Source organism: Cellulosimicrobium sp. NPDC057127, assembly GCF_042670945.1.
GTDB lineage: Bacteria > Actinomycetota > Actinomycetes > Actinomycetales > Cellulomonadaceae > Cellulosimicrobium.
In genome coordinates this window covers 1-14,969 of the sequence record NZ_JBHUUP010000026.1, presented here as the reverse complement: position 1 = coordinate 14,969, position 14,969 = coordinate 1, and the positions used below count along the sequence as shown (strand labels likewise).

At 73.5% G+C, this 14,969-nt stretch carries 14 protein-coding genes and 2 tRNA genes; 5 read left to right on the top strand and 11 right to left on the bottom strand.

Annotated elements, in window-relative coordinates; genetic code table 11:
• Positions 1–65 precede the first annotated feature (65 nt).
• From ACFTZA_RS16750 to ACFTZA_RS16740, 3 genes are all read right to left on the bottom strand, one after another.
• The gene (locus ACFTZA_RS16750) at positions 66–566 is read right to left on the bottom strand and encodes a DUF3145 domain-containing protein (protein ID WP_378197513.1); all 501 of its coding nucleotides are present in this window, start codon (positions 564–566) and stop codon (positions 66–68) included.
• Positions 567–735: 169 nt separating this feature from the next.
• Positions 736–1,221, bottom strand: coding sequence for a peptide deformylase (def, locus tag ACFTZA_RS16745; protein ID WP_378197510.1), 486 nt, complete (start codon positions 1,219–1,221; stop codon positions 736–738).
• Between the two features lie 67 nt (positions 1,222–1,288).
• The gene (locus tag ACFTZA_RS16740; RefSeq protein WP_378197507.1) at positions 1,289–2,092 is read right to left on the bottom strand and encodes a DUF1206 domain-containing protein; all 804 of its coding nucleotides are present in this window, start codon (positions 2,090–2,092) and stop codon (positions 1,289–1,291) included.
• Positions 2,093–2,230: 138 nt separating this feature from the next.
• Here ACFTZA_RS16740 and ACFTZA_RS16735 point away from each other — a divergent pair, with 138 nt between their 5' ends.
• A complete protein-coding gene (locus tag ACFTZA_RS16735) occupies positions 2,231–3,349 on the top strand; it encodes an acyltransferase family protein (RefSeq protein WP_378197504.1) in 1,119 nt (372 codons plus the stop codon).
• Here ACFTZA_RS16735 and ACFTZA_RS16730 read toward each other — a convergent pair.
• Positions 3,307–3,678: a DUF488 domain-containing protein gene (locus tag ACFTZA_RS16730; RefSeq protein WP_378197501.1), complete on the bottom strand. Its 372-nt coding sequence runs from the start codon at positions 3,676–3,678 to the stop codon at positions 3,307–3,309. The genes ACFTZA_RS16735 and ACFTZA_RS16730 overlap by 43 nt on opposite strands.
• A 92-nt stretch (positions 3,679–3,770) precedes the next feature.
• Here ACFTZA_RS16730 and ACFTZA_RS16725 point away from each other — a divergent pair.
• Positions 3,771–3,847: transfer RNA gene (locus ACFTZA_RS16725), tRNA-Ile, on the top strand.
• Positions 3,848–4,019: 172 nt separating this feature from the next.
• On the opposite strand, the gene ACFTZA_RS16720 is transcribed toward ACFTZA_RS16725, so the two are convergent.
• The gene (locus tag ACFTZA_RS16720; RefSeq protein WP_378197498.1) at positions 4,020–4,415 is read right to left on the bottom strand and encodes a hypothetical protein; all 396 of its coding nucleotides are present in this window, start codon (positions 4,413–4,415) and stop codon (positions 4,020–4,022) included.
• A 408-nt stretch (positions 4,416–4,823) separates the two neighbouring features.
• On the opposite strand from ACFTZA_RS16720, the gene ACFTZA_RS16715 reads away from it, so the two are divergent.
• Positions 4,824–5,339, top strand: coding sequence for a hypothetical protein (locus tag ACFTZA_RS16715; RefSeq protein WP_378197495.1), 516 nt, complete (start codon positions 4,824–4,826; stop codon positions 5,337–5,339).
• 44 nt (positions 5,340–5,383) lie between these two features.
• Positions 5,384–5,456, top strand: a tRNA-Asn gene (locus ACFTZA_RS16710).
• Between the two features lie 69 nt (positions 5,457–5,525).
• Here the strand turns inward: ACFTZA_RS16710 and dnaG are convergent.
• Together dnaG and ACFTZA_RS16700 are read right to left on the bottom strand one after the other, a co-directional pair.
• Positions 5,526–7,472, bottom strand: coding sequence for a DNA primase (gene dnaG / locus ACFTZA_RS16705; RefSeq protein WP_378197492.1), 1,947 nt, complete (start codon positions 7,470–7,472; stop codon positions 5,526–5,528).
• A gap of 9 nt (positions 7,473–7,481) precedes the next feature.
• The gene (locus tag ACFTZA_RS16700) at positions 7,482–8,387 is read right to left on the bottom strand and encodes a helix-turn-helix domain-containing protein (RefSeq protein ID WP_378197489.1); all 906 of its coding nucleotides are present in this window, start codon (positions 8,385–8,387) and stop codon (positions 7,482–7,484) included.
• 110 nt (positions 8,388–8,497) lie between these two features.
• Between ACFTZA_RS16700 and ACFTZA_RS16695 the strand changes: the two genes are divergently transcribed.
• Complete coding sequence (locus ACFTZA_RS16695; protein WP_378197486.1) at positions 8,498–8,956, top strand: VOC family protein; 459 nt, start codon at positions 8,498–8,500, stop codon at positions 8,954–8,956.
• A gap of 3 nt (positions 8,957–8,959) precedes the next feature.
• Here ACFTZA_RS16695 and ACFTZA_RS16690 read toward each other — a convergent pair whose 3' ends face one another.
• The 4 genes from ACFTZA_RS16690 to ACFTZA_RS16675 all read right to left on the bottom strand — a co-directional run bounded on the left by ACFTZA_RS16690 (position 8,960) and on the right by ACFTZA_RS16675 (position 14,783).
• Positions 8,960–10,255, bottom strand: coding sequence for a deoxyguanosinetriphosphate triphosphohydrolase (locus ACFTZA_RS16690; RefSeq protein ID WP_378197516.1), 1,296 nt, complete (start codon positions 10,253–10,255; stop codon positions 8,960–8,962).
• 100 nt (positions 10,256–10,355) lie between these two features.
• The gene (locus tag ACFTZA_RS16685; protein WP_378197483.1) at positions 10,356–12,215 is read right to left on the bottom strand and encodes a glycoside hydrolase family 13 protein; all 1,860 of its coding nucleotides are present in this window, start codon (positions 12,213–12,215) and stop codon (positions 10,356–10,358) included.
• 5 nt (positions 12,216–12,220) lie between these two features.
• Positions 12,221–13,138: a sugar ABC transporter permease gene (locus ACFTZA_RS16680; RefSeq protein WP_378197480.1), complete on the bottom strand. Its 918-nt coding sequence runs from the start codon at positions 13,136–13,138 to the stop codon at positions 12,221–12,223.
• 1 nt (position 13,139) lies between these two features.
• A complete protein-coding gene (locus ACFTZA_RS16675; protein ID WP_378197477.1) occupies positions 13,140–14,783 on the bottom strand; it encodes an ABC transporter permease subunit in 1,644 nt (547 codons plus the stop codon).
• Between the last annotated feature and the right edge of the window lie 186 nt (positions 14,784–14,969).

The window sequence follows — 14,969 nt, the reverse complement described above, 5'->3', positions numbered from 1 at the left end:
GCCGCCTCCCACCGGGGAGGCGGCCTCGCGGCGTACGGGGGCGGCGGCGCACCGCCCGGGGCGCGTCAGCCGACGCGGTGCAGCCAGCGCACGGGTGCGCCGGCGCCGGCGTACCGGAACGGCTCGAGCTCGTCGTCCCACGCCTGCCCGAGCGCGAGGTGCAGGGCCTCCCGCATCGCCCACGGGTCCTGCGACTGCTCGAGCGCGGCACGGATGCGGTCCTCGGGGACGACGATGTTGCCGTGCACGTCGGTCGCGGCGTGGAAGATGCCGAGGTCGGGCGTGTGGGACCACCGTGCCCCGTCCACGCCGTGGCTGGGCTCCTCGGTCACCTCGTACCTCAGGTGCGACCACCCGCGCAGCGCGGAGGCGAGGCGGGCGCCCGTTCCCTGCGGGCCCTGCCACGAGTGCTCGGCACGGAAGAGCCCGCGCGCGGCCGGCTGCTCCGTCCAGTCCATGGACACGCGTGCGCCCAGCACGTTGCCCGCGCCCCACTCGATGTGCGGGCACAGAGCACGCGGTGCTGAGTGCACGAAAAGAACACCGCGGGTGATGGCACCGGCCATGTCTGCCTCCCTAGGTCGAGGTTTCGTCTTCCCCAACGTCCTCACCCAGGGTGGTGCGGTGGCGCGGCGCCGTGACGTCACGGCGTGCTCGTGCCCATCTTGCACGACGGCGCACGGTTGCGCGAGGGATTGCCGACGGCGCGCCGTCGGCCCCGGCCGTGGACGGGCGTCAGAGCTGCTCGCGCAGCTCGCGCATCGCCCGCTTGCGCACGGACCGGTCGAGACGGTCGAGGTAGAGCATGCCGTCGAGGTGGTCGCACTCGTGCTGCAGGCAGCGAGCCATGAGCTCCGTGCCCTCGACGACGACCTCGTTGCCGTCGAGGTCCGTGCCCACGACGCGCGCGTACCAGGCGCGTCGCGTCGGGAACCACAGCTCCGGCACGGACAGGCACCCCTCGTCGCCGTCCTGGTAGTCCTCGGAGAGCTCGACGATGCGCGGGTTGAGCACGTAGCCGATCTCGTCGTCGATGTTCCACGAGAAGGCGCGGAGGTTGACGCCGATCTGGTTGGCGGCGAGGCCCGCCCGGCCCTCGTGGTCCACGGTCTCGACGAGGTCGGCGACCAGCGAGCGCACGCGGTCGTCGATGGTGGTGATCTCGTCGCACGGCGTACGGAGCACGGGGTCGGGGATGGTGCGGATCTCTCTCATCGCCATGCCCGCATTCTTCCACGGGCGGCCCGTCGAACGGCGTCCACGGGGCGCGGGCGGGCCGGGGCGCGCGTCACATGCGCGCGAAGCGCGCCCGGGCGAACGAGTAGAGCCCGTACGCGGCGAAGCCGAGGCCCACGGCGACGAGCAGCACCGCTCCGTAGGGCTGGGCGGCGAGCGTCGCGAACGCGGCGTCGAGGCCGCCTGCCTGCTGCGGGTCGGCCTGCACGGCCGCCACGACGAAGAGTCCGCCGAGCACGCCGAGCGCGACGCCCTTGGCGACGTAGCCGATGCGGCCGAGGACGACCACGGCGCGGCCGAGGTGGCCGCTCGTGCCACCCTCGAGGTCCTCGAGGAACTTCTTCTTCCAGCCCTTGACGACGTGGTAGACGCCGCCCGCGACGACGCCCAGGCCCACGAGGCCGACGAGCACCTTGCCCGCCGGGTTCTGCATGAGGGTCGCGGTGAGGCTCTGCTCCTGGCCGCCGCCGGACGAGCCCGTCACCACCTGGAGGGTGAGGACACCGAGCGCGACGTAGAGCACGGCCTTCCCGGCAGCCTTGAGACGGTCGGACGTCTCGGCGCCGCCGCTGACCGCCTCCGTGAGCTGCCACAGCCCGAGGGCCGCGAACGCGACGACGGCGAACCACAGGAGCGCGGTGCCGCCCGGCGTCCCGGCGATCGCCGCGAGCGCGCCGGTCTGGTCGGCCTGCTGCGTCGACGCGGACCCCAGGGCGACCTGCACGGCGATGACGCCGACGACGAGGTGCAGCAGCCCGCTCACCGCGTAGCCGGCCCTGGCGAGGAGCTCCAGCGGCCTGCTCGTGCGGGCGCTGCGCGCCGCTCCCTTGCCCGCCGAGCTCGCGGTGTTCGCCATCGGTGCTCCTTCGTCGTGGGACGCCGTCGTGCGCCGCCGGGATCTCCGGCCCGGTCACTGTGCCAGCCCGCAGGGGTGCGTGCATGTCGGGACTCGGCGCCCCGTGCGAGCACATCACGATTTGATAACGTCGCGCAGATGCCCCGCACCTCCTCACGTCTCGCCGCGCTCGACGGGCTCCGGTTCGCCGCGGCGGCAGCGGTCCTCCTCTACCACTTCGTCGCGGTCAACCACCACGCGTGGGGTCAGCGGACGGGCGAGGCGATGCCCGGCGTGCAGCAGGTCGCGGCCTTCGGGTCGTTCGGCGTCCAGCTCTTCTTCGTGATCAGCGGCTTCGTCATCCTCCTGACCGCGTGGGGTCGAGACGTCCGGGCGTTCGCCGCCTCCCGAGCCGGCCGGCTGCTGCCCGCCTACTGGGCGTCGGTGCTCCTGACCCTCGTGCTGCTGGTGCTCGTGATCCCCGGCCGGCGCGAGGTGGACGTGCCGCAGGCCGTCCTGAACCTCACGATGGTGCAGCGGGCGTTCGGCGTGGAGGACGTCGAGGCCGTCTACTGGACGCTCTGGTCCGAGCTGCGGTTCTACGTGCTCGTCGGCGTGCTCGTCGCGGTGGGGCTCACGCGTGGCCGGGTGCTCGCGTTCGTCACCCTGTGGCCGGTCCTGGGGGCGGTCGCGACCCAGACCGGCTCGGACCTCCTCGCGACGGTGCTCGTCGCCGCGGACGCGCCGCTGTTCGCGGGCGGCATGGTGCTGTTCCTCCTCTCGCGCGAGCCGCGCTCACCGGTCCTGTGGCTCGCCCTCGGGCTCAACATGGCCCTAGCCGCGGCACACTCGGGCCGCATCCAGGCGGTGCGGATCGAGAACAGCACAGATCTCGCGCTCGGTCCGGCGACGTACTGGACGGCGGTGGTCGTGTGCTTCAGCCTGGTCGCGGCCGCGACCCTCACCCCGCTCGCGCGCGTCCCGTGGGCCTGGCTGACGACGCTCGGTGCCCTCACGTACCCGCTGTACCTCGTGCACTCCTCGTGGGGCCGCTGGGTCATCGAGTCCGTGCACCCGTACCTGCCCGGCTGGGCGACGCTCGCCGTCGCGACGGCGGTGTGCCTCGGGCTCGCGCTCGCGCTCCACCGGCTCGTCGAGCGTCCGCTCGGGCCCCGGCTGCGCCGGGCGGTCGAGCACGACCTGCGGCGCGGTGCACGGACGACGGCGGGTGGCGCTCACCCCGCGCCCGTGCTGCCCGCCGGCTCGTCCGTCAGGTAGTCGCGCAGCACGACGGCCTGGTTCTCCGTCGCGTCGCGCGCCCCGTACAGGAGCGTCACGACGTCGTGCCGGGCCACGATCTCGCGCAGCTCCGCGACCGCCGGGTTGTCGTCCAGCTCGGCTCGGTAGCGGCGCACGAACTCGGCGAACCGCGGGGTCTCGTGGTGGAACCAGCGCCGCAGCTCGTCCGACGGCGCGACGTCCTTGAACCAGAGGTCGGCCCGGGCGCGCTCCTTGCTCACACCGCGCGGCCACAGCCGGTCCACCAGCACGCGGTAGCCGTCGTCGTCCGACGCGTCGTCGTGGACGCGCTTGGTGCGGATGTCCATGGTGACCATCACACCGCGCCGAGCAGCAGACCGCACCAGCTCGACAGCGGACGCGCCGAACGCGACACGGCCGGGCGATATGCTCGCGGCGCGCCCCGTTAGCTCAGCTGGTCAGAGCAGGAGACTCATAATCTCTCGGTCGCGGGTTCAAGTCCTGCACGGGGCACCAGACTTGGCGAATCTTCAACGAATGCCGCGAGCGCCGCGTGCCTGGGTCCAGCTGGTCGCGTGGCTCGCGCAGCACCTTCCGCACCGCACCGCACCGCACTGCACCGGGAAGAGGAACGAGTAGGTGATTCCCCTCGCCCGGTAGCCGACGGCCTGTCGGCCGGCGTGCCCGACTACGGCGCATCCTCCCAGCGCGGGCGAAGCGCACCGTCGTCTCGAGGGGACGCTGGCACCTCTCTCGGTTTGATCGGATCGTTCCAGCGCTCGAAGTAGCGCATGATCGCTGTGTCGTCGGTGATGTCGACGCGGAGCCACTCGGAAGCGGCCATCCTCGACCGCTCGTCGCAGAGTGCAGGGTTATTGACCCGCGGATGATCAGCGACGTCGGTCAGTTCCGCCCACAGCCGGTACGCCAGCCCACCGAGGTCAGCGGTATCGATCACTCCACGAGCTATCTCCGTCGCCGCGTCACGACCGACCTCGTACGGGATGCTCAGGGGGGCAAGGACCCTGTGTGCCGCGCCGGTCATGATCGCGTAGAGCCTGGAGTTCGCGCCGCCAGTCGTCATGGCACGAGAGTAGGTTCACGAAGTCACGCGGCGATGGCCAGATCGGTGGCTTTGTCCGGAGTGTGTCTCGCTCACTCGGATCAGAACTGATCGCCGCTTGGTCACGAGAAGCGCTCTCGGGCCGAGCGGCGAGTCGGAAGTGTTCGACAGAAAGGGGCGGCGCCGGCCAGCAGACGGTCCCCGCCCGTCGCGTGTGAGCCCGCTGCAGGCGTCCCGCACGGTCTCTTGCCGTTCGGCGCCGTCGCACGCTCGTCCGCTCTGACACAGCCATCGTCCAAAGCACGTCGTCCCAAGGGTCCAGGCCGAGCATGCTTCGGCGCTGTCATGGCCGTCCCCTTCCGGCCACGTCCTCAGTCTTGCTCGGCGTACGACGCCGATCGTTCTCGACGCAACGGCTACGGTGGGGCCGTGTCCTGGTTCCGCCGCCCCTCGCTGCCCGACGACGTCCGCCGGGCTCTCGACCTGCCTGCCGGTGACCGCGTGCTGGCGTCGGCAGAGCTCGTGGACGGCTCGTGGGCGGTGGCCACGCGCGGGTCGCTCGTGACGAGCGACGGGGCTGGGCGTTCCGTCCTGGCGCGCCCGTGGTCCGACGTCGACCGGGCCGCGTACGCGCCGGAGTCGTCGACGATCACGGTCACCTGGGTCGACGACGCACCGCCGCTCGCGCTGCGCCTCGTCGACTCCCGCCGCAGCGGCCTCGCGCAGACGCTGCGCGAGCGCGTGCAGTCGTCGGTGGTGCTCGCGGAGACCGTGACGTTCGCCGCAGGACGGACCGCTCGCGTCGCGGTGCGGCGCGACCACGACGGCGCGCTCTTCTCCCAGGTGATCGCCGAGCCCGGCGTCGACCTGCACGACCCCGAGGTCGCCGCGCGGGTCGACGCGGCCGAGGGTCGGGTGCGGTCGGCGTCCGGACTACCCCTGTGAGCCTGCTAGAGTTTTCCCCGCCGCCACGGTGAAGCCGTGGCCGGTCCCGCGTAGCTCAGCTGGCAGAGCATCCGACTGTTAATCGGACGGTCGTAGGTTCAAGTCCTACCGCGGGAGCCCACGTCGAGAGCCCGGAACCACTGGTTCCGGGCTCTTCGCACGTCTGGAGCCCGGTGGCTCTCGGCGTCAGGCGACGTCGCCCTCGCGCAGCGTGCGACGCTCGGCCTCCAGCGCGAGGAGCTGCGCGAACGCCTCCTGGTACCCGTCGGCCGAGGGGTCGAGACGCTGGAGCCGACTCTTGGCGTCGGCGATGCGGCGCGTGAGGCCGAGGTCGACGAGCCCGCGCACCACGCCGGCGACGTAGCCGCCGACGACGTTCTCGCGGTCCTCGGGCAGCGGCGCGACGGCGAGCTGGGTGACGAGCGCGCGCACGGGCTCGGCCGCCTGCTCGGCGACCGCCTCGACCCAGCGCACCTCGCCGAGCGTGGCCCCCTCGCGCACTCCCCCGGCGGCGCGGATCGCGGCGTGCACGGCCTGCCACGCGGGCACGGCGAACGCGTCGTCGCCGAGCGTGTCGAACACGGGAGGCACGTGCTGCGGGTACTGCAGCACGGCGATGAGCGCGAGGCGCTCACGCCGTGCGACGGGGTCGCGCGGGTCGGGCGCGGGCAGCGCGGGGGCGGAGGACTCGTCCCCCGCCTGGCCGGAGCGCGCGTCGTCGGCACCGGGGCGCGACGAGCGGACGGGTCCGGGCGTGGTGCGGCGGCTCGCGGACGAGATCTCCTGACGCACGCGGTCCGTGTCCATCCCGATCCAGCCTGCGAGCAGTCGCGCGTACTCGGGCCGCAGCGCGGCGTCGCGGATCCCCGCGACGATCGGTGCCGCGGCACGCAGTGCACCCACGCGGCCCTCGGCGGTGTCGAGGTCGAACGAGGCGAGCGTGGTGCGGACCACGAACTCGAACAGGGGCTGGCGGCCGTCGACGAGCGCGCGCACCGCGTCGGGCCCACGGGCCATGCGCAGCTCGCACGGGTCCATGCCGCCGGGCTCCACGGCCACGAACGTCTGGGCGTAGAAGCGCTGGTCCTCGCCGAACGCCCGCACGGCGGCCTTCTGCCCGGCCGCGTCGCCGTCGAACGTGAAGATGACCTCGCCGCCGACCGTCGCGCCCGACGCGAGCTGCATGCCGCCGCCCGCCGTGGTGTCGCCGAGGAGGCGCCGGACGATGCGCGCGTGGTCGGTGCCGAACGCCGTGCCGCACGTCGCGACGGCCGTCGTCACACCCGACAGGTGCGCCGCCATGACGTCCGTGTAGCCCTCGACGACGACGACCCGCTTCTGCTTGGCGATCTCCCGCTTGGCCTGGTCGATCCCGTACAGCACCTGCGACTTCTTGTAGAGCGGGGTCTCGGGGGTGTTGAGGTACTTCGGCCCCTGGTCCTCCTCGTACAGGCGGCGGGCACCGAACCCGACGATCTCGCCCGTCACGTCGCGGATCGGCCACACGAGCCGGCCGCGGAAGCGGTCGTAGATCCCGCGCTGCCCCTGGCTCATCAGGCCGGACGCGACGAGCTCGGCCTGCGTGAAGCCCCGGCCCTGGAGGTGCCGCTGGAGGTTGTCCCACCCCGTGGGCGCGTACCCGACGCCGAACCGCTCGGCGTCGGAGCGGTCGAAGCTGCGCTCGGCGAGGAACCCGCGCGCCGCGCCCGCCCCCGGACCCATGAGCTGCTCGGCGAAGTACTGCGCGGCCACGCGGTGCGCCTCGAGCAGCCGCTGGCGCCGGCCGGGCTCCTCGCGCGGCCGCGGGGCGCCGTTCCCGCGCCCCGACTCCTCGTAGCGCAGCCGGACGCCGACACGGTCCGCGAGGTACTCGACGGCGTCGGTGAACGTCAGGCCGTCGACCTTCTGGACGAACGAGATGACGTCGCCGCCCTCGCCGCACCCGAAGCAGTGCCACCGGCCGACCCCGGGCCGCACGTGGAAGGACGGGGTGCGCTCGTCGTGGAAGGGGCACAGGCCCTTCATCGAGCCGACACCCGCGGGCTTGAGCGTCACGTGCGCGGAGACGATCTCGTCGATCCGTGCGCGGTCGCGGACGGCGTCCACGTCCTCGCGTCGGATCAGGCCAGCCACGAGGCGAGTCTAAGCGCCGGGAGCCCGTCCGGTGAGCGTGCTGTGCAGGGCCTCGCGCCGGGCGTCCCCGGAGGCGGCGCAGCGGCGCGCGTAGGCGCCGGGGGTCGTGCCCGTGGCCCGGAGGAAGTCCGTGCCGAGGTGCGCCTGGTCGTAGTAGCCGACGGCGGTCGCGAGCCCCGCGAGGTCCTGGTCGGGATCGGCGGCGAGCATCTCCGCGGCGAGGTGCACGCGGTGTCGTTGCAGCACCCACTTGGGGCTCACGCCCACGTACGCGGCGAACAGCCGCTGCAGGGAGCGCGGCGTCGAGCCCGTGACCGCGGCGAGGTCGGCGACGCCCGCTCCCGGGGCGAGCTCGCCCGCGACGAGCGCCGCGATGGTGGCGTGGACCCGCCCGAGGTCACGGGTCGCGCGAGGAGTGCGCACACACTCGGCCCGCTCCCGCAGCAGGCCCTCCACGAGGTCGGCCGCACCGTGCTCGTCGCCGCGCTCGGCCAGGGCGACGGCGCGCAGCCCCGTCGCGCCCGCCGCCGTGCCGAGGAACGACGCGGCGTCGACGCGCACGCCGGGCCGGACGGCGTCGGCCGAGCCGAGCAGGACGCGGAACGCGCCCGGGCGCAGCTTCGTGCCGACCACGGCACCCGCACCGGTGAGCGTGCGCTCGAACAGGCCCGACGGGATCCCGTGGGCGACGTACCCCGACGCCTCGGCGACGACGTTCGCAGCGGGGTGCGGCACGACCACCTGCGTGAAGCCCTCCCCCGGCGGCAGGTCCCAGCGCACGACCCAGTGCCGCTCGACGAGGTCCGCGAGGTCCGGGGCCGGGTCGAGCCGCACGAGCGCGAAGCCGCGCCTCGCCCCGGCGGGGTCCACGATCCCGCGGAGCGACGTCGTCGGCCGTTCGAACACGTGTCGCATTCCTCCAAGACTCCCACCGGTCGCCGACACGAGCATGGTGCCCCCGGGACGGTCCCGGGGACGGGTGCACGGACCGCTCGGTCCGGGCACCGAGCACGGAGGAGGACACCATGGAGATGTCGGCGCTGCACCCCAACGTGACGGTGCGCGGGGCGCGCGAGGCGATCGCGTTCTACGAGGCGGCCCTCGGTGCCGAGGTGATCGACACGATCACCGCCGGGGACGCCGTGATCCACTCGGACCTGCGCCTGCGGTCGGCCGCGGGGACGTCGACGTTCACGGTCGCCGAGGCGTTCCCGCCGGACTCGGCGGCACCCGAGCCGGGGGCGCCCACGTCGGCGTCGTTCACGGTGCCCGTCGCGGACACCGACGCCGCCTGGCGGCGCGCGGTCGACGCGGGGGCGACGTCCCTCGCCGAACCCGGGGACTGGTTCGAGGGCTTCCGCCAGGCGGCCGTCCGCGACCCCTTCGGCCACCGCTGGTACCTCGTCACGGTCGCGGGCTCGGTGACGGCCGAGGACGTGCAGCGCGCGAGCGACGCGTGGGTGAGCGGGCGCGCAGGCGCCTGAGCGTCAGGCCGGCGGGCGCACCAGGCGCGCGTGCAGCTGCATCGCCGACACGTCGGTGAGGGACGCGACCTGGTCGATCACCACGCGCAGCCGTGCGGCGTCGTCGGCAGCGGCGTCCCAGTCCGCCGCGAACGACGGCTCCAGGGCGATCGGCGCCCGGTCGGCGAGGACGTGCACGAGGTCCGCGATCAGCTCGCGCTGACGCTGGTACAGCGGCTCCTGCTCGCGCGGCGCCATGACGTACGCGACGGCGATGCCCTTGAGCACGAGGATCTCCGCGACGGTCTCGTCCGGTACGACGAGCCGTGCGGCGTACCGGGTGAGCGGCCCGTCGCCGTAGACGGCGCGCGTGGCCTCCTGCGCCGCGCCGGTGAACCGGCCGATGAGCTGGCTCGTCGCGTCCTTGAGCGCGGACAGGGCGCGGCGCGACCCGTCGAAGCCGGTGAGGAGGTGGCCCGTCCTCTGGAGGCGGTCGATCGCGGCCTCGAGCGCGGCCGTGTCCTGCGCGGTGCCGTACCAGGCGTGGACGGCGCGCACGACGCGGTCGCGCTCCTCCGCGTCGTCGAGCACCGCGAGCTCGAGGCGCCCGCCGACGACCGCGTCCTCGACGTCGTGGACCGAGTACGACACGTCGTCGGCGAGGTCCATGACCTGCGCCTCCAGGCACTTGACCTGCCGGGGCGCGCCCGCGCGCAGCCAGTCGAAGGCCGGCCGGTCGTCCTCGTACACGCCGAACTTGTGGGTCTCGCGACCGTCCGCGCGGGTCGGGCCCTCCCCCGCTCCCCACGGGTACTTCACGCTCGCGTCGAGGCTCGCACGCGTGAGGTTGAGGCCGACTGCGCGGCCGTCGTCGGTCACGACCTTCGGCTCGAGACGGGTCAGGAGGCGCAGCGTCTGCGCGTTGCCCTCGAAGCCGCCGATGTCGACCGACAGGTCCGCGAGCGCCCTCTCGCCGTTGTGGCCGAAGGGCGGGTGCCCGAGGTCGTGCGCGAGGCACGCGGTGTCGACGATGTCGGGGTCGCAGCCGAGCGCCTTGCCGATCTCGCGCCCGACCTGGGCGACCTCGAGCGTGTGCGTGAGGCGCGTGCGCACGAAGTCGTCGCTGCCGGGGCCGAGCACCTGCGTCTTCGCCCCGAGGCGCCGCAGCGCCGAGGAGTGGACGATGCGGGCCCGGTCGCGCTCGAAGGGGCTGCGGGCACGGGACTTGGGCGCCTCGACGTACCAGCGCTCGGTGTCGGCGTCGGTGTACGACGCCGTCCCCTCCTCGCCGGGCGCCGGCCGCGGGACCGTCCCGACCACGGAGGAGTCGAACGCGCCTTGCTCGAAGGTCTGCACGGGGTCAGCGTAGCGAGGAGCGCGGCCCCTCCCGCGCGCGGGCTCGCCCCTGTGCACGCAGCGCTCAGGTGAGGCGCCACACCCCGACGGCGGGGCCGTCGCCCGCCAGCCGCCACGCGCCGTCGTGCACGGACAGGCCGAGGTCGCCGTGCAGCCGCTCGGCCTCGCGGGCGCCGCCCACGATTGCCGGGTGGAGCCGGACGCCCGGCCACGGGGTGCGGGCGACGGCGACGAGGACGCGTTCGTCCGGGGTCTCGCGCAGGTAGACGAGCGCGTCGTCGTCGACGTGGACCCAGCGCAGACCGCCGCGGCGCAGCGCGGCAGAACCGCGGCGGACGGCGATCAGCGACCGGTAGACGTCGAACGTCGCCGCGTCCCAGCGCTCGGGCGAGTCCCACGGCATGGTCGCGCGCGCGTGCTCGCCGTTGATCCCGGTGAGCCCCACCTCGTCGCCCGCGAACACGACGGGCGTGCCGGGGTAGGTCATGAGGAGCGTCACCGCGACCTCGACGAGGTCGAGCGACCCGACGATCGAGCGCAGGCGCGGGGTGTCGTGCGACCCCAGCATGTTCCACTGCGCCGCGGTGACACGCCACGGGACGGCGGCGTCGAAGTCGCGCATGGCCTCGACGACGGAGCCCCCGCCGCGCCGGGGCGTGCGCACGGGCAGGCCGAGGTACGGCACGGCCGAGTCCTGCGGCGCGAGCCACGTCCACACGGGCCGCGTGAACGCCGAGTAGTTCATGTTCGCGTGCCAGCCGTCGCCCGCGAGGTCGCCCGTGGCGTCGTGGAAGTGCTCGGCGACGAGCGCGGCGTCGGGGTCGATCGCGCGCATCGTCGCGCGCAGCGTGCGCGCGACCTCGTGCGTGCGGTCCTCGGCGCCGTACCGGCCGGTCATGTTCGCGACGTCGATGCGCCAGCCGTCCAGGCCGAACGGCTCGCGCAGGTAGCGGCCCACGACGGAGTCCGGACCGGAGATCATGCGCTCCGCGAGCTCGCGCGAGCCGTACGACAGCTTGGGCAGAGACGCGTGCTCGAGCCACCCGACGTAGCCGGGGTCGTCGTCGGTCCAGTAGTAGAAGTCGCGCTCCGGGGCGCGCTCGTCCGCGCGCGCCCGGGCGAACCACTCGTGCCCGTCCCCCGTGTGGTTCGTGGTGAGGTCGCCCATGACGCGCAGCCCCCGGGCGTGCGCGGCGCGGATCAGCGACGCGTACGCCGCGTCGCCGCCGAGCACCGGGTCGACGTGGCCGAACGTGCCCGCGTCGTACCGGTGGTTGGACCGGCCGGGGAACACCGGCGTCGTGTAGAGGGTGGAGACGCCGAGAGCGACGAGGTGGTCGAGCCGCTCCTCGATGCCGGCGAGGTCGCCGCCGTAGTACTGGACGCCGACGTCCGGTCCCGAGCCGTGGGGCTCGTCGTCCCACCGGGCGGGCACGGCCCAGCCGGGCAGCGGCCGGTCGTCGGCCCCGGCGGACCGCGCGAAGCGGTCGGGGAAGACCTGGTAGACCACGCCGTCGGACAGCCAGGCCGGCGCGGGGTCGTGCACGGTGAGCCGGAAGTCCGCGGCGTCGGGCACGTCGCGGTCCCACGTGCCGCGCCCGTTGAGCCAGCGGTAGCCGCTGGTGCCGTCCCGCCCGGGCACGTCGAGGAAGAAGCGGTAGCGCGTCACGGGGTTGTGCACCAGCACGTCGGCGACGTACCAGTCCTCGTGCTCGTCCGAGCGCTCGAGGCGTGCGGGCGCGAGTCGTGGCTCGCCGTCGCGGACGGTCCGCAGCCACACGTCGCGCACCCCGGTGCCGCGCGGCACCCGCACCCGGACGGGGACGGTGTCCCCGAGGGACGGCGTGCCCGCGGGGACGTGCAGCGCCGAGCCGTCGTGGTGGGCGGACGGCGTGGTGACGGCTGGCAGAGCGACGTCCGGCATCGCGGTCAGCCCTTGACCGAGCCGGCGGTCAGCCCGCCGACGATGTACTTCTGGAGGTACAGGAACAGCGCGAGCACGGGCAGTGCGGAGATGACGGCGCCGGCGGTGAACAGGCCCCAGTTCGCCTCGCGCAGCGACGACACCCACCCGTACAGCCCGACGGCGAGCGTCCACTGGCTCTCCGACGACAGCACGATGCGCGCGATGATGAACTCGCCGAAGGTGCTGATGAACGACAGCAGGGCGACGACCGCGAGGATGGGCGCGACGAGGCGCAGGATGATCGTCCAGTAGATCTGGGCGTGCGTGGCGCCGTCGAGCTTCGCCGCCTCGTCGAGCTCGCGCGGCACGGTGTTGAAGAACCCGTACATGAGGAACGTGTTCACCCCGAGCGCGCCGCCGAGGTACACCGCGACGAGCGCGATCTTGCTGTCGAGCCCGAGAGCGGGGACGACGTCGCCGAGTCCCAGCAGCAGCAGGAAGATCGCGACGAACGCGAGCATCTGCGGGAACATCTGGAGCACGAGCAGGGACGTGAGCCCGGCGCGGCGGCCGGTGAACCGGAACCGGGAGAACGCGTAGGCCGCGGCGGCGCCCATGAGCACCGTGCCTACCGACGTCGCGACGGCGATGACGAGCGTGTTGAGCGTCCACGTCCAGAACATCGTCGTGCCGAGCTGGGCGTAGTTCGCCGTGCTGACGTCGGAGAACAGCGCGTTCGAGCCCGTGAGCGTGCCGCCCTCCGACAGCGACGCCGAGAGCACGTACACGAGCGGGAACGCCGCGTAGACGACCGCGACGACGCCCACGAGGTGGCGCCAGCCGAGCTCGGAGAACCAGCGGCGCGCGCCGAGCCGGCGCCGGTCCGCGGGGCCGGCGGCCGGACGTCGCCCGACGGCGGGAGGTGCAGCGGTGGTGGCCATGTCAGCTGATCTCCTCGAACTTGCGGGTGGCGCGGAACGCGAGGGCGGAGATGGTCCCCACGATGAGGAACACGACGATGGACAGCGCGCTCGCGAGGCCGAAGTCCTTCGGCGCGGAGCCGTCGACGCCGGAGATCGAGTAGACCATCGAGATGAGGATGTCGGTGTGCCCGAGCGGCACCGAGGCGTCGGCGAAGCGCGGTCCGCCCCCGGTGAGCATGTAGATGAGCGTGAAGTTGTTGAAGTTGAAGGCGAACGACGAGATGAGCAGCGGGGCGGTCGCCACCAGCAGCAGCGGCAGCGTGATGGACCGCCACGTGCGCCAGCGCCCGGCACCGTCGATCTTCGCGGCCTCCATGACGTCCGACGGCAGCGACTGCAGCGCACCGGTGCAGATGAGGAACATGTACGGGAACCCGAGCCACAGGTTCACGCCGAGCACCGCGAGCTTGGCGAGCCACGGGTCGGTGAGCCACGGGATCTCCGCGCCGCCGAGCAGCACGTCGTTGACGAACCCGAACCGCGTGTTGAGCAGGCCGGACCACAGGAGCGCGGCGAGGAACCCGGGGATCGCGTACGGCAGGATCATGAGGGTCCGGTAGAACCGGCGGCCGCGCATGCGCGTGTCGTTGAACGTGATCGCGAGGAACAGGCCGAGCAGGAACGTCGTCGCGACGGAGCCGACGGCGAACACGAATGTCCACACGAGGATCTTGAGGAACGGCTGCGCGTACCGGCTGTCCCCGAACGCGGTCGCGAAGTTGTCGAGCCCGACCGGTACGCGCCACCCCACGGCGAGCGTCGTGCCGTCCTGCGCCTCGAACAGGCCCTCGTCGTTCGGCGTGTACACGGTGCCCGTGGTCGTGTCGGTCATCGTGCCCGCGGCGGCGTCGTGCTCGAGCGTCGAGGTGTAGACGTAGCCGGTCCGGGCGTCGGTCGTGCGGATCGACCCGTCCTCCGGGTCGTCGGAGACCGGCACGCGCAGGCCCGTGACCTCCGCCTGGCGCTGGAGCACCTGGTCGCGCGGCAGGACGGTGTATCCCGGCACCTCGGTGACGCGGTCGCCGTCGACGGTCGCACCGTCGGCGACCGCGAGCGGGCTGTCCGCGGTACCCACCTCGACGTCGCCGTCCTCCGTGAGGATCGCGAAGCCCAGCACGTCGCCGTCCTCGACGACGGTCAGCGGGGCCGACGGCGAGCCCTCGACGCGCCGCTCGTTCTGCACCAGGAGCGCCGAGACGGCCTGCTCCTTCGTCGTGTTGTGCCCGGTGCCGTAGTTCGTGAACGCGACGTACCCGGTGTAGGCGACGACGAAGATCTGGTAGACGAGCAGGAAGACCAGCCCGGGCAGGACGTACTTCAGCGGCAGCGCACGCCGCGAGAAGTACGCCCAGTTCGCGGCGGCCAGCAGCGCGAGCGTCGCGGCGAGGACGCCGTACGACCCGGCCTGCCACGCCGACCACACGACGTACACGCCGAACGCGTCGACGACGGCCATGAGCACGAGCTTCGCGATGAAGCCGGGACCGTAGTCGCGGGCGTGGGACGCGTCCCGCGCCCGCTGGCGCTCGCGCCCGGCCCGGGGCTCCTGGGCGCCGGGGCCGCCGACGCCCGTGGCGTCGGCCGTGGTCTGAGGGGCGGACATCGTGGTGCCTCCGTGGTCGTGCGACGCGGCGGCGGCGCCGCGTCAGGGGGTCGTGCACCGCCCCGGGGCCGTGGGGCGGCGGCCGGCGGCGGGGGGTGTGGGGGGGGGGGGGGGTTGTGGCCGGCGGGCGCGGGGGGGGGGGGGGGGCGTGGGCTCGGGGGCGAGGGGGGGGGTGGGTGTGGTTGT